Genomic DNA, 13769 nt, shown 5'->3' with positions numbered 1-13769 from the left:
AGTACCAGATGTGTTGTATTGGATGGATGATTACGATTAAGCATTTCGTTATATTGAGTTTATTATCTCCCTTATTTGTGACGCTCGGTTAATCATGGATGTATTTCCGGTCTTTTAAAAGATCTGCAGGATTTTAAAGGAAAATAAACTTGCAAGAAGGATTAAAGCACTCTTATGAAGGTCTTATTGAATAACGAGGGAGTTTAGCTTAAAAGGATATGAAGGCTTTTCATTAGATAAAAAGTGGAATATGGGTGAAATAATGAATAAAATCATTAACTATTACAATCAATTTGATGAGTGGGGAAGATTAGAGCGTGAACCAATTGAATTCCAAGTGAATTGGCATTTTATAAAAAAATATATGCCCCAAAATGGTTACGTGCTTGATAATGGTGCTGGACCCGGCAAGTATTCAATGGAACTTGCAAAAGAAGGTTATAAGGTAACACTCACGGATTTAACCCCACGATTAGTTGAAATCGCAAAAGATAAAGCTAAGGAATTGAAATTAGAAGGGCAATTCGAAGGGTTTTATGCAGCGGATGCCAGAGAGCTTAATATGATTAAAGATGAACAATTCGACGCATCGTTAATGCTTGGTCCTATGTATCATTTACAAAAAGAAGATGAACGTATCCAGGCTGTCGAAGAGTTAAATAGAGTAACCAAAAAGGGCGGACTAGTTTTCGTTGCTTTTATGCCCAGAATTAGGCACATACTTACATCGCTGATAAATCCGATGAATTGGAAGCCGAATGATAATATGGATACCATTAATCGGTTTTCTCAAACAGGTTGCTTTAACCACGCTGATGAGGGACGTTTTACAGGGGCGTATTATTTTAATATTGCAGACATCAATCCTTTTATGGAATCACAAGGATTTGAAACATTGGATTTAATAGGTTCGAATCCAGGAGCGATACTTAACAATGATAGTTGGAGTTATTGGAGAGATAAAGGTGATCAAGAAGTAAGAAAAATTATTGATTTAATAAAAGAAAAAGCTACTGACCCTAGTATTCTTGGGGTTTCAACACACTTACTTTATATTGGCAGGAAGAAGTAACATTTTAGAAAAATGGGGAAAAGAAGATAATTACAATGGAGTTGTAAACGGAGGGAATTCACCCGGCATTTTTGTTGTGAAAAAAACTGATATATCGTGACTATCAGATTTCGTCATACGTTTTAGATTTAGGTTTTATAGGGATTTTGGTCAAAATTGCAAACAATAAAATTAGTTAAAAGGCCATAGGATCAATTAGTTATTTAGTCGGTTCCAAGGGGGGAAGATTGCCAACGGGATGAATCAGGAAAATTTTTTTTGTTCCCAAAATCGGATAAACCTGATATTATATTAAAAAAATAATACATAATCGCTTAATCCTTTGAGCGGGGGAACCAATTGTTACTTTTTTTAGTAATTGGGGTGAATCCTTAACAGGTAGGGTACTCTCAAAACCCGAACCCGACAGCTAACCTCGTAGGCGTGTTGAGAGGAAAACACTGCATTCATGCACAGTGGTTTTTGCCTCTGTGTATTTTTATTGCCTTTTTCAGGAAAATATTCACAACTTGGAGGTTACCTTTATGAAACTGTCTACCAAAATTATCATAGCCCTTATAGCCGGCGGAATCACTGGGCTGCTGATCAATCTGTTTGCACCCGGCATTTTTCCGCAGCTCGATCAGTTTGTGTTCACACCGCTGGGGAAAATCTTTTTAAACCTTATCAATATGCTCGTAGTGCCAATTGTCTTCTTTTCGATTACACTTGGAACCGCGGGACTTGGCGATCCGAAGAAGCTTGGCAGGATCGGCCTTAAAACCATTTCCTATTTCCTTATGACTACGACTATGGCTCTCATCATCGGCATCTCTCTGAGCTATGTTTTCCAGCCTGGTAATGTCGGTACTTTTGACACCGCCAATGCGGAGTTCCAGTCAAAAGAAGCTCCGCCGGTTTCTGATACGCTGTTAAATATTATCCCTAAAAATCCTATCCAAGCCTTTGCAGAAGGAAACATGCTCCAAATCATCACCTTCTCCGTCTTTGTCGGCTTCGCCCTGACCATGCTTGGCAACAAAACGAAAGGGATACTGAACCTCGTTGAACAGGGGAATGACCTGTTAATGTACTTAGTCAACCTGGTGATGAAGTTTGCACCATATGGTACATTCGGGCTGATTGTTTCAGCAGTGGGCAGCCAGGGACTCGATGCCATCAAAGCCATGGGCCTTTACATGTCTGTTGTCCTGCTGGCACTTCTGATTCATTCCATTTTCGTTTACGGATCTTCGGTGGCACTGTTGGCAAAGAAAAGTCCGATTTGGTTCTTTAAAGGGTTTGCCCCAGCGATGGGCGTTGCTTTCAGTACTTCGAGCAGCAATGCTACCCTGCCGATTTCCATGAGCACCGCACAGAAAAATCTAAAAGTCCCTGAGTCAATCAGCAGTTTCGTTCAACCGCTCGGTGCGACAATCAACATGGATGGTACCGCCATCATGCAAGGGGTAGCGACAATTTTTATCGCACAGGTATTCAACGTGGATCTGACCTTCACCCAACTGATCACGGTTGTCCTGACAGCTGTTCTGGCCAGCATAGGAACCGCGGGTGTTCCGGGAGTGGGGCTGATCATGCTGGCGATGGTCCTCCAATCCGTTAACCTGCCAGTGGAAGGGATCGCCCTGATTATCGGAATTGACCGTTTGCTAGACATGACTCGCACGGCTGTAAACATCACAGGTGATGCTGCCTGTGCCGTGATTGTAGCAGAGACGGAAGGAAAAAGAGAAACTACAAAAGCGTAAAAAAAGGAGCCGGTGAAGATTGTTAGTGGCCCGGTTCAAAACTTAGGATACGGATTTATTTGCAAGCGAATTTCTCATAATTCGCTTGTTTTTTTATTATAAGGAAAAGGCTTGCTAGGTTTTAGCGTGGGAAATAGCAGCAGATATGGCAACATGGTTTCTGAACGATGTTTTGAGTCAAGAACTAGCCACTAACTACCCGCATCATCCTGGATGATTGATAGCTTTTTGGCTTCAACCCCCGAACCTGTCAAAATACCGATGCTTTCTTGACAACTTATCGGCTTCAACCCCTGAACCTGTCAAAAAAATGATGCTTTCTTGACAGCTTATCAGCTTCTGCCCCAGAACCTGTCAAAATAACTATGTATTCTTGACAACTTTTCGGCTTCAACCCCCGAACCTGTCAAAATACCGATGCTATCTTGACAGCTTATCAGCTTCTGCCCCAGAACCTGTCAAAATAACGATGTATTCTTGACAACTTTTCGGCTTCAACCCCCGAACCTGTCAAAATAACAATGCTATCTTGACAACTTTTCGGCTTCAACCCCCGAACCTGTCAAAATAACGATGTATTCTTGACAACTTTTCGGCTTCTGCCCTCGGACCTGTCTAAAAAACGATGCTTTCTTGACAGCTTATCGGCTTCAACTCCAGAACCTGTCAAAAAAACGATGCTTTCTTGACAGCTTATCGGCTTCAACCCCCGAACCTGTCAAAAAAACGATGCTATCTTGACAACTTTTCGGCTTCTGCCCTCGGACCTGTCCAAAAAACGATGCTTTCTTGACAGCTTATCGGCTTCTGTCCTCGGACCTGTCCAAAAAACGATGCTATCTTGACAACTTTTCGGCTTCAACCCTCGGACCTGTCAAAATACCGATGCTTTCTTGACAGCTTATCGGCTTCAACCGCCGAACCTGTCAAAATAATGACGCTTGATTAACATCCTCAACCAGTAATTTAGAATCATTGATATAGTGATTTAACAAACAAATCTCTTCCATATAGTTGGATACTAAGAGGGATTATTGAATGTTTTATAGAAAGTATTTAAAAGCAATGAAATGTTTGTTCCAGGACGATCAATGTAAAGATAACTAGGAAAGTAAGGAGATTCAATAATGTCCTATTGGGAAACGAGAATAATTAATACCGCACGTGGATACTTTGAGGTTTTTGTTAAAGGAGAGGGCAGTCCGATTTGCGTTACTCATCATTATTCAGAGTTTAACCATACAGGTGATTACTTCGCAGATACTTTTACAGAGAATAATATGGTCTATCTCGTGAATTTAAAACAAACCGGAAATTCCAGTAAGGCAAATGAGGCTCATGAGTTGAGTATGTTTGATGCTGTTTACGATCTTGAAGCAATCCGGGAGGCCCTGGGTTATTCCCAGTGGAGCTTTGCCGGTCACTCGACAGGAGGTATGATAGGGGTCATTTACGGTATTCATTGTTCTAAGTCACTCACTTCACTAATAATTGTCGGAGCAGCCGCAAGAAAATATGCTAATTCATCCTCTGAATGTATCTATCATACTGACCACCCACAGTTCCACCGAATGCAGCAGCTTATAGAGACTTTAAAAAGCACTGAATTAACACCTAGTGAAAGAGAGCGTTTCTCAAAAGAGAGAACTAAACTGTCTTTATTTCATCCGGATAAGTATGATGAATATTTTACTTTAGGCATATATAAAAAGATGTCTGCTCCTAGAATGAATTTTTTTATTAGAGAAGAAATGATCTTTGATGTAACCCGTGAGTTAGAAAAGATCTCAACTCATACCTTAATTTTGAGTGGCCGACATGATGTACAATGCCCGTATTCTTTCTCCGTAGAAATGAGCGAGTTAATCCCAGGATCACAACTAATTGTTTTTAATGAGAGCAATCATTACCCTTTCCTAGAAGAAAAGTTGTTGTTTAAACAAGTCATTTCAACTTTCTTAACAGAAACTGTTTTTTATTGAACTATTTACGCAGCAAAGTTCAATAGAAGGACAATTTATATATAGAAACTAAATGTTAGAATACAGCGAAGAAGGTTAAAACTTGGATTCAATAGAAGGTAAGCATCCATCAGTGTTTGGCAATAATTGTATAAAAAAGGAGTGTTTGGAATGGTCCTTGTTCTCACTCTTACAATAGCTGCAATTATAGGTATAATCTATGGAATAGGTAAGAAAAACAAACCTTCGATAGTCGGATCAGCCGCTCTATTGGTTTTCATATTAAATAAAGAGGTACTATAAAGTGCAAAAATGGTTTGGTTCTTCAGGTGTATGTATTAATGAAAATGGTGATTTGTTAATGGTTTTGCAAGGAAAACCAGAAGAGAAAAAAACGTGGTCTATTCCATCGGGTGGAAAGGAACATAACGAAACATTCCAAGAATGTTGTGTTAGAGAAATTGAGGAAGAAACAGGTTATATTGCCGAAATAGTTGAAGAAATAAAGGTTAAAAGAGGAATTTATGAACACCTTAATACTTCATTTGAAGTCCATTATTTTTTAGTAAAGACAGTCGGTGGAAAAAGAAATTTCCAAGATCCAGATAATCTGATTTATGATATTGCTTGGAAAAACGTTGATGAAATAAAGACTTTAGAATTATCATTTCCAGAAGATAGAGATTTTTTAATGGACTACATAACGAAAGAATACAAGTCCCAATCTCTATTGAAGTAATGGGTGCGTTGATCCAGGAAGGAGATCGACCACCTTTTTTGGGAGGAAATAATGAGGAAGCTCAAATACCTATTTCTACTGATAAGTTTTTTGGGATTTTGTGTTGTTGCCGGAATATTGCATATTGAATATATAAAAGCAGATGAGTATGCAAAGTTTGACGGAAGTCTGGAGGCAGCTAAAAAAGCATTGAATTTAGAAATTATAAATTCAATATATTTCCCCGTAATACTAATCATTCATCTAACTCTTTTTATTATCTTTAAATTCAAAGGATCACGGAAATCACTTACAAATAAAAATTAATACCTGGATGAAATGATAACACGTCTCTCGAATTGGACTAAGGAAGCAGGATAATGGAATGGATTGTAATTAGCAATAACACTTAATGAGAATGCATATTCGTATTATTGGGGATGAGGACTGATGGGTACACAAAACAAAGAACCAATGAAAGATAATGGTGTTAAATTGGAATTCTATAATTCGGAGTATGAGTTGGCGTTAAGTGAATTTTTCTTACCTGGCTCTCAACAGCAATTTACAGCACTGCCTATAGAGATGTTAGAAAAAGCAAAGACTGATAAGAGTAGACACCCGATAGTAATCTTGAGCGAAGAAGAACCAGTCGGCTTCTTCGTATTACGTACAGGAGATGAAATATTGGAGTTTACTGAAAATCCACGAGCATTGCTCTTAATAGCATTATCAATTAACTCTTCTGAGCAAGGCAAGGGTTATGCGAAGTTAGGAATGAACCTATTAAACGATTTTGTACTCAGAAACTACCCAAATTCAAATGAGGTTGTTTTAGCAGTTAACAGCAGAAATATCCCTGCTCAAAAGCTATATGGAAAGGTAGGATTCGTTGATACTGGGAGACGAAAAATGGGTAAGATAGGTGAACAAATGATATACGAACTAAAAATTAATTAGAAGGATTTCACAGAAAGTTGATTGACTTCTAAAAACTATCCATAAGTGAACTGTAAAAGTGTTATTCAAGTAAAGGAGCCATTATTTACTTGAACTGGCCTCGAAAGCATGGTGACGTACCCTATGTTGGGAAATTTTCAAATTAATGGTTTCTTAACATTCTGTCAATATTGGTGTGGTAAGTTAGTGAGGAAAACACCAATAAGGAGTGAGAAAATGTTCCGTCAAAAGTTCTCTGTTTTTGCCTTGATTTTGATGCTGCTGTCTCCAACTTTGTTTCATTTCGCCCCCGAAGTGTCTGCGGAAAATGCGCTTGACCAGGCGCCTGAGCTTCAGCCCTACGGAACTGCGAATGGCAAGAGGGTGCTATTCGACAATACTCATGGCCAAACGGCAGGTGCTGCCGACTGGGTTCTCGATGGGGCCTTCTCTGATTTTGCCAGCGCCCTGGCGAATAAGGGATACTATGCGAAAGAACTGAGGAAAAACACTTCCATTACGTACGAGGATTTAAAAGCCTATGATGTCTTTATCATCGGCGAAGCGAATATACCATACAAATCGTCTGAACAGGCTGCGATGCTCCAGTATGTGCAAGATGGCGGAAGCATTTTTTTCATCGGTGATCATTATAATGCGGACCGAAACAAGAACCGCTGGGATGCTTCTGAGATTTTTAACGGATACCGCCGCGGTGCTTACTATGATCCGGCAAAAGGAATGGGTTCAGAGGAAGCTTCATCTTCAGCCATGCAGGGAGTCACGGGTTCTGACTGGCTTGGAGACAACTTTGGGGTGCGATTCCGCTACAACGCAATTGGCGACGTAACGGCGAATGACATTGTTGCGCCGAGTCAGGCGTTCGGGATTACATCCGGAGTCGGGACTGTGGCGATGCATGCAGGGTCAACTTTGGCGATTATGGACCCAAACAAGGCAAAAGGTGTTGTCTACTTGCCTCAAACTACAGCGGCCTGGACACATGCTGTTGACCAGGGTGTCTATAATGGAGGCGGCAGGGCAGAGGGACCTTATGCAGCGGTTTCCAAGGTTGGATTAGGGAAGGCTGCGTTCATTGGGGATTCTTCTCCGGTAGAAGATTCAACTCCAAAATACCTGCGTGAAGAAACGGGCGGTACGAAAACTACCTATGATGGATTTAAAGAGCAGAACGACAGTACTTTGCTTGTCAATTTGATTGACTGGCTAGCCAAGCAGGAAAATTATACTTCTTTATCACAGGTTAGCGGATTGCAGCTTGATCAGCCAACAGACCTGTTAGCGATGGAAACACCTGAGACTTCCACTGAACCAGAAGCGGAGCCTTGGTCACAGCCTTCAGCGGACTACAAGTGGTATGACCCATCAACCTTCAAGTCGGGATCATATGGTTACGATGATGGCGGCACTGTGGGACCAGCAACAGTGGATGAGGATTTTGAGTCAGGGACAAAGGGAGCGTATTCTGCAGGGAATGTGTCGCTATCAAGTGGATCCTGGTATTTTGACAATGCGTTGCTTGGCAATTTATCCAGTGATAAGAAAAATGGTATACAGTCTGCGCGCGTCCGGTCATATGGGACCCTTACAATGAAATTTGATGTAAACGGGGCAAAAAGTGTACAAGTTTCCCACGCGAACTTTGGAACCGACACTGGTGCCTCATGGCAGCTGCAAATGTCGACGAATGGAGGAACGTCTTGGACCAACGTCGGCAGCTCGAATACCAGCGGATCGGCATTAGCGGTTAAAACTTTTACATTAAACCTAACCTCACCTGTAAGGTTCAGGATCGTTGTTTCTGGAACTTCCGGAAAAAGGCTCAATTTCGATGATATTTTGATCAGTAATTAAGTTTTGCATCCGGGCTTGCCTTCCAATTGAGGAGGCAGGCCTTTTTTGTATAGCCTGCATTTTGAACGAGCTGCACCAGATTCCCTTATGAACCGTAGGCTATGTACTTAAACTCTCCATTCCCGATTCCGGTAAGCGGTCCATCTATATTGGCTCTAGTTAGTATGGTCACCTGCTTCTTCAATCTCCTTGAAAGCATACATGGAAAAGCTGGTTCCTCCAGAAGAATTTCATTTTACATTCTCTTCATGTTTTTTTACATAAACAAAGCAGACTTTTAAAATCTCTTTGCTATTCTATCAATAGATTGAATAGGGGAGGGATCTTTATGTCGAATAAGGGATTAGGTAAAGGAATTGAAAGGCGAGATTTTTTAAAGGCGGGAGGAGTGGGTGCTCTTGCATTGACACTGGCATCCACGGGAATTCCGGCTAATTTGTTTGAACCAAAGGCATATGCGGCGGCAAATGTGGAAATGAAGCTTCAATTCAAACCTGATGGTAAATTTAAGATTGTCCAGTTCAATGATACGCAGGATGATGAGAATATTGATAGAAGGACGATTGAATTAATGGGAAAAGTCCTTGATGAAGAAAAGCCGGACTTTGTGGTGCTGAACGGAGACAATATAACAGGCGGCTGTGATACCCCTGATGAAATGAAGCAGGCCATCAACAATGTAGCCCAGCCAATGGAAAAAAGGGGAATCAAATGGGCTATTACATATGGGAATCACGACGAGGATTCCACACCAAAAAGCGGCCTGAATGAGGATGACATGCTCAATATTTATATGTCCTACAAATTCAATATGAATCAGCCGGGTCCGAAGGGAATTACTGGAACAGGCAATATGAATCTCCTGATCAAGAATTCCCACGGAAAAAAAGCTGCCTTCAATCTTTGGCTGCTTGACAGCGGACGGTATGCGCCGAAAACGATTGCCGGACAGGACTTCAGCGGCTACCCAACATGGGACTGGCTGCGTTTCAATCAGGTGAATTGGTACTATGAAACATCAAAGAGTCTCGAACAGCAAGTCGGCCATAAAGTCCCTTCCCTTATGTTCATCCATATTCCACTTTGGGAGCATCGTTTTATGTGGTTCGCAAGCGTCGATGGTAGAACGGATGCACATCATGCGAACGCTGTGGAAAAGCATGGAATCACTGGCGAAAGAAATGAAGACGAATGTCCCGGTCCGATCAACAGCGGCATGTTCTCTGCCATTCTTGACCGCGGTGATGTCAAAGGCGTATTTTGCGGGCATGACCACATCAATACGTATTCAGGAAACTATTATGGAGTCATGCTTGGATATGGAGGCAGTACAGGTTTTGGCACCTATGGCCTGCCTGGAGCCGACCGCAACCGGTTAAGAGGCGCAAGGGTTTTCAATCTGGATGAAAATAATGAAAACGTGCTGGTTGAAACACATATGGTCTTCGCAAAGGACTATGGCATCGATTTAACCGCAAATGACCAGAGCGTTGCTCCTGCTCCAATTGATGAAAGCAAGAAGAAAGAAAAAGTAGTTAGATAGATTTTAAAGAGAAGCAATTTGGACGAATTTTAGAAGAACGAAGTCGCTTACCGTCATAAATATTTTAAAAAATTCAAGAATGCCTATCCCTCGGGATGGGCGTTTTTTGTGTAAAAGGATACTAGCCAGGATCGATAGGGATTTGATCACGATGTATCCGGCATGGGGTTCAGGATATGTAAAGGATCATAAGTTAATCGCAAAATATGATGAAAAGTATTTCGTCCTAAATATGATAGAGATGATAAAGGAACAGAACAACCTAGATCAAGTTTTTATTGATTGTGTGAAATGGGATATTGTAAATGCAATTATGGAAAGTTCATTTAGCATAAAAGAAAATGAAGTCAGCTTTTTTAAAGAATTACTAAAATTGTATGAATCGGGTAATTACCCTTGCGGAGCTCAAGTGAAAGGTAATGGAGTAACATTATTGATTTACTAAGTTTCATCAACTAAAGGGGCAGTAATGTGGAATAAGAAAATCGTCATTTGTGTAATGCGTAATAGGCCGTTATTGCAAAATGAAAAAGCCAGAATTTCTTCTGGCAAAGGGGGGTACCTATTCTTATAACTTTTAGTTGCGAATCCTAGTTTATAAGGTTATTTTAGAAAAATAACCTAAAAAGAGCAACAATTAGAGCTAATCGAATAAGTAATCGTACTAAACGACCTCTAATGCGTGTTTCTAAAACAAGAGAATCACTTCCAACAGATAAAAGGGTACCTCTATAGGTGCCTTCTGTTGTAATAACTTCAACATCTTCACCTACTAGTTTATGTGCTCCATTTATAAAATTATCCTTACTGTTCATCTTGTCCACCACCTTTCTTGTTATTATTAAATGCGATTAACATAGAAAGGTTTGGACATTTATTAGAGTGAAAAAATTTTTTATTGTAAATAAAATTCATACAAGAAGTTTAATTAGTAGTTCAATGATAAAGTGTATTAAATAACATTATTTGTCCTAACTTTGTGAAACAATGTACTTAAAGTAAAGGGTTCTTAGCTAAACATCCTCATTGATGAAAATCGCTTAACGTCAACGTTAAGTGATTTTTGATTTTCTCGGTAAAAATGTACCGTAATTTGATGACCCACAGGATATTCAGTTAAATCACAATATGATTTACTAAGTCGAAATAGACCCTGTTGCTCTTAGGAAAGCATTTTACCAAAGTAGGCGTTCTTCATTGTTAATTCAAGTGGTTTTAAAAGGATATCATTTTGTAAGCCTACGAAACTTCCGATATTTCTTCATATTCTTCCCTCAGCAGTCGTGAGTCTGGCTCATCCAGATTTAACCCAGTATTTCTTTGGAATGTTACCGCTTCCATTCACTATCTCGGCCTTATGCTCGCGAATGGCTCCGCATCCCTTGAATGTCATTCTGAGGATGTTACCATAGATAACGTTGGTAAAAAAAGAACGGTTTACGAACACTTTTTGAATGAGGTGCTCAGGCAGATTTACAAGGAGGTATTGGATGTTAGAGCAAGACAGGAAGATAAAAAGAGTTGTAATTAAGATTGGCAGCAGTTCACTAACGAGTATGCACGGGGAAATCAGCCGCAGGAAGCTGGAGAACCTGGCGAACCAGATTGTTGCCTTGAAGGATGCGGGCTATGAAACGGCGGTGGTTTCATCAGGCGCTGTGGCAGCAGGCTACCGCAAGCTTGGATGCATCGAGCGGCCGACTTCATTGCCGGAAAAACAGGCAGCAGCCTCGATTGGCCAGGGCTTGTTGATGGAATCTTACTCAGAACTCTTTTTATCTCATGGGTATGTGGCTTCCCAGATATTGATCACGAGAAGCGACTTCTCGAATGAGAATCGATACAACAATATGAAAAATACGTTGAACGTGCTGTTGGAGAGAGGGATCATCCCGATCATCAACGAAAATGATACGGTTACGGTCGACCGTCTTCGTTTCGGCGACAATGACACATTATCGGCGAAGGTCGCGGCGATGATAGAGGCAGATCAGCTGATCATCCTTTCCGACATCGATGGGTTGTATGATGCGAATCCGAATTCGAACCCAGAGGCTAAGCTGCTTGATAAGGTGCGCGAAATCACTCCCGAAATCGAAGCGGCAGCAGGCGGTTCCGGAAGTGCTGTTGGTACTGGGGGAATGAAATCGAAAATCTCCGCTGTGAAAATCGCAATGGCATCGGGAATTGATTCATTTTTAGGAAAGGCCGACAGCGAAAACATTTTGATGAAGGCGGTGACTGGAAGTGCAAAGGGGACATATTTCAACCAGGATCCGGAGGGCTTCAACCTCGATAACAATCAGCAATGGATCGCTTTCCATTCCGGGCCTGAGGGGGAAGTAATCATCCGCCCCGAATCAAGTGCGGCAATCATTGAAGACCGGAAAAATATCCTCCCATCCGACATCCTTCAGGTAAAAGGGAAGTTCGGTGAGGGGGCAGTCGTGAGAGTGATGGATGATGATGGAGAAAAGATTGGTCTTGGACGTATCAATTATTCCAGTGTGAAATTGGAAGAAACACTAATTGAAGAAGAATGTGAGCGAAAAGAAGCAATCGAACAGGATGCTTTTGTGTGTTCACGGGATTTTGCATTGCCGGTATCAGTCTAAAATTTTACAGGAGGCGTTTTGATGACATTGACAATGACACAAACAACGACAGTAGAAAAGCAGGCCATCGCAGCGAAAAAGGCAGCGAAACAGCTGATCATCCTTTCCGCTGAGGAAAAGAATGAGGCACTGCTGGTCCTCGCTGCTGCACTGGAGAAAAATTATGAAGCCATTTTAGCGGAGAACGAAAAGGATCTGCAGAACGGAAGGGAAAAAGGCTTCGAGGATGCATTCATGGATCGGCTCGAACTTACTCGCGAGCGAATCGTGGACTTTGCGGAAGGGCTGCGCCAGGTGGCGGAGCATGATGATCCAGTCGGGGACGTCCTTTCAGACTGGACGCTCGAGAACGGACTCAATGTAAAAGAAATCCGTGTTCCGCTTGGTGTCATCGGGATGATTTATGAAGCACGCCCGAACGTGACCGTCGATGCAGCAGGGCTGGCGCTCAAATCAGGCAACGCAATCATTTTAAAAGGCGGATCTTCTGCATTGTCATCGAACAATGCCATAGTCGACATCCTGCACAAGGCTCTGGAAAACACAAAGGTGCCAAAAGAAGCCATCCAATTCATTGCGACAGCAGACCGTGAAGCAACCCAGCAGCTGTTCACGATGAAAGAGCATATCGACGTATTGATCCCGCGCGGAGGCGGAGCTCTGATTAGAGCAGTCGTCGAAAACGCGACCGTTCCTGTGCTCGAAACAGGAGTAGGCAACTGTCACCTGTATGTGGACGAAGAAGCGGACAATGAAAAAGCGCTGAACATCATGATCAATGCCAAGACAGATAGACCGGCTGTATGCAACGCAGCGGAAACACTTATCGTCCATCAGGGATGGCTTGAGAATAACAAGGAGAAGCTTGCTTCAGCATTCCAGGATAACGGAATCACTGTGCATGGAGATGAAAAAGCAGCAGCCGCGCTGGCGGATGTGATTCCAGCAACGGAAACCGACTGGGCCGATGAATATTTGAGCCTCGACATGGCCGTTAAAGTCGTCGACAGCATAGATGAAGCCATTGGGCATATCGATCAGTACGGTACGAAGCACTCAGAAGCGATCATCACCGAAAATGAAGACAACGCCAGGAAGTTCCTGCAGCTTGTTGATGCAGCAGCACTGTATCATAATGCTTCCACCCGTTTTACCGACGGGGGAGCATTGGGGTTTGGAGCAGAAATCGGAATTTCCACACAGAAGCTCCATGCAAGAGGACCAATGGGACTGTCCGCTTTGACGACGAGAAAGTACGTCATGGTCGGGGATGGATTGGTGAGATAAATCAGACAGGG

12 protein-coding genes and 1 riboswitch are annotated in these 13769 nt (G+C 41.9%); of the genes, 11 read left to right on the top strand and 1 reads right to left on the bottom strand.

Going from position 1 to position 13769, the window contains the following annotated elements; translation table 11 throughout:
- The first annotated feature begins 262 nt into the window (after positions 1-262).
- From FS736_RS18670 to FS736_RS18630, 9 genes are all read left to right on the top strand, one after another.
- Positions 263-1072 carry a class I SAM-dependent methyltransferase gene (locus FS736_RS18670; RefSeq protein WP_144480111.1) on the top strand — a complete coding sequence of 270 codons (810 nt, stop codon included), beginning with the start codon at positions 263-265 and terminating at the stop codon, positions 1070-1072.
- A gap of 301 nt (positions 1073-1373) precedes the next feature.
- A riboswitch (cyclic di-AMP (ydaO/yuaA leader) is annotated at positions 1374-1510 on the top strand.
- 86 nt (positions 1511-1596) lie between these two features.
- The gene (locus FS736_RS18665; protein WP_144480108.1) at positions 1597-2820 is read left to right on the top strand and encodes a dicarboxylate/amino acid:cation symporter; all 1224 of its coding nucleotides are present in this window, start codon (positions 1597-1599) and stop codon (positions 2818-2820) included.
- A 1127-nt stretch (positions 2821-3947) separates the two neighbouring features.
- Positions 3948-4802, top strand: a complete 855-nt coding sequence (locus FS736_RS18660; RefSeq protein WP_144480106.1) for an alpha/beta fold hydrolase — start codon at positions 3948-3950, stop codon at positions 4800-4802.
- A gap of 283 nt (positions 4803-5085) precedes the next feature.
- Positions 5086-5520: an NUDIX hydrolase gene (locus FS736_RS18655; protein ID WP_144480104.1), complete on the top strand. Its 435-nt coding sequence runs from the start codon at positions 5086-5088 to the stop codon at positions 5518-5520.
- Between the two features lie 51 nt (positions 5521-5571).
- A complete protein-coding gene (locus FS736_RS18650) occupies positions 5572-5826 on the top strand; it encodes a hypothetical protein (protein WP_144480102.1) in 255 nt (84 codons plus the stop codon).
- A 123-nt stretch (positions 5827-5949) separates the two neighbouring features.
- Entirely contained in the window at positions 5950-6459 is a 510-nt protein-coding gene (locus tag FS736_RS18645) for a GNAT family N-acetyltransferase (RefSeq protein ID WP_251545059.1), read from the top strand.
- A 216-nt stretch (positions 6460-6675) separates the two neighbouring features.
- Positions 6676-8313, top strand: coding sequence for an Ig domain protein group 2 domain protein (locus FS736_RS18640; RefSeq protein ID WP_260983655.1), 1638 nt, complete (start codon positions 6676-6678; stop codon positions 8311-8313).
- 328 nt (positions 8314-8641) lie between these two features.
- Positions 8642-9856 (top strand): metallophosphoesterase, encoded by a 1215-nt coding sequence (locus FS736_RS18635; protein WP_144480100.1) that lies wholly within the window; start codon positions 8642-8644, stop codon positions 9854-9856.
- A 151-nt stretch (positions 9857-10007) separates the two neighbouring features.
- A complete protein-coding gene (locus FS736_RS18630; protein WP_144480099.1) occupies positions 10008-10301 on the top strand; it encodes a hypothetical protein in 294 nt (97 codons plus the stop codon).
- A 163-nt stretch (positions 10302-10464) separates the two neighbouring features.
- Here FS736_RS18630 and FS736_RS18625 read toward each other — a convergent pair whose 3' ends face one another.
- A complete protein-coding gene (locus tag FS736_RS18625) occupies positions 10465-10671 on the bottom strand; it encodes a DUF2642 domain-containing protein (RefSeq protein WP_144480097.1) in 207 nt (68 codons plus the stop codon).
- 675 nt (positions 10672-11346) lie between these two features.
- Here FS736_RS18625 and proB point away from each other — a divergent pair.
- Positions 11347-12471: a glutamate 5-kinase gene (proB, locus tag FS736_RS18620; RefSeq protein WP_144480095.1), complete on the top strand. Its 1125-nt coding sequence runs from the start codon at positions 11347-11349 to the stop codon at positions 12469-12471.
- An 18-nt stretch (positions 12472-12489) separates the two neighbouring features.
- Positions 12490-13758: a glutamate-5-semialdehyde dehydrogenase gene (locus FS736_RS18615; RefSeq protein WP_260983654.1), complete on the top strand. Its 1269-nt coding sequence runs from the start codon at positions 12490-12492 to the stop codon at positions 13756-13758.
- The last annotated feature ends 11 nt before the right edge of the window (positions 13759-13769 follow it).

The organism is Cytobacillus oceanisediminis 2691 (genome assembly GCF_007678455.1).
GTDB lineage: Bacteria > Bacillota > Bacilli > Bacillales > Cytobacillaceae > Mesobacillus > Mesobacillus oceanisediminis_A.
The sequence above is the reverse complement of the archived record's forward strand: the minus strand, read 5'-3'. Positions and strand labels throughout refer to the sequence as shown.

Excerpts from the sequence above, each read along its gene's own strand:
- FS736_RS18645 (WP_251545059.1), top strand. The coding sequence starts at position 5,950 with ATGGGTACACAAAACAAAGAACCAATGAAAGATAATGGTGTTAAATTG.
- FS736_RS18630 (WP_144480099.1), top strand. The coding sequence starts at position 10,008 with ATGTATCCGGCATGGGGTTCAGGATATGTAAAGGATCATAAGTTAATC.
- proB (WP_144480095.1), top strand. The coding sequence starts at position 11,347 with ATGTTAGAGCAAGACAGGAAGATAAAAAGAGTTGTAATTAAGATTGGC.
- FS736_RS18635 (WP_144480100.1), top strand. The coding sequence starts at position 8,642 with ATGTCGAATAAGGGATTAGGTAAAGGAATTGAAAGGCGAGATTTTTTA.
- FS736_RS18665 (WP_144480108.1), top strand. The coding sequence starts at position 1,597 with ATGAAACTGTCTACCAAAATTATCATAGCCCTTATAGCCGGCGGAATC.
- FS736_RS18670 (WP_144480111.1), top strand. The coding sequence starts at position 263 with ATGAATAAAATCATTAACTATTACAATCAATTTGATGAGTGGGGAAGA.
- FS736_RS18640 (WP_260983655.1), top strand. The coding sequence starts at position 6,676 with ATGTTCCGTCAAAAGTTCTCTGTTTTTGCCTTGATTTTGATGCTGCTG.
- FS736_RS18650 (WP_144480102.1), top strand. The coding sequence starts at position 5,572 with ATGAGGAAGCTCAAATACCTATTTCTACTGATAAGTTTTTTGGGATTT.
- FS736_RS18660 (WP_144480106.1), top strand. The coding sequence starts at position 3,948 with ATGTCCTATTGGGAAACGAGAATAATTAATACCGCACGTGGATACTTT.
- FS736_RS18625 (WP_144480097.1), bottom strand. The coding sequence starts at position 10,671 with ATGAACAGTAAGGATAATTTTATAAATGGAGCACATAAACTAGTAGGT.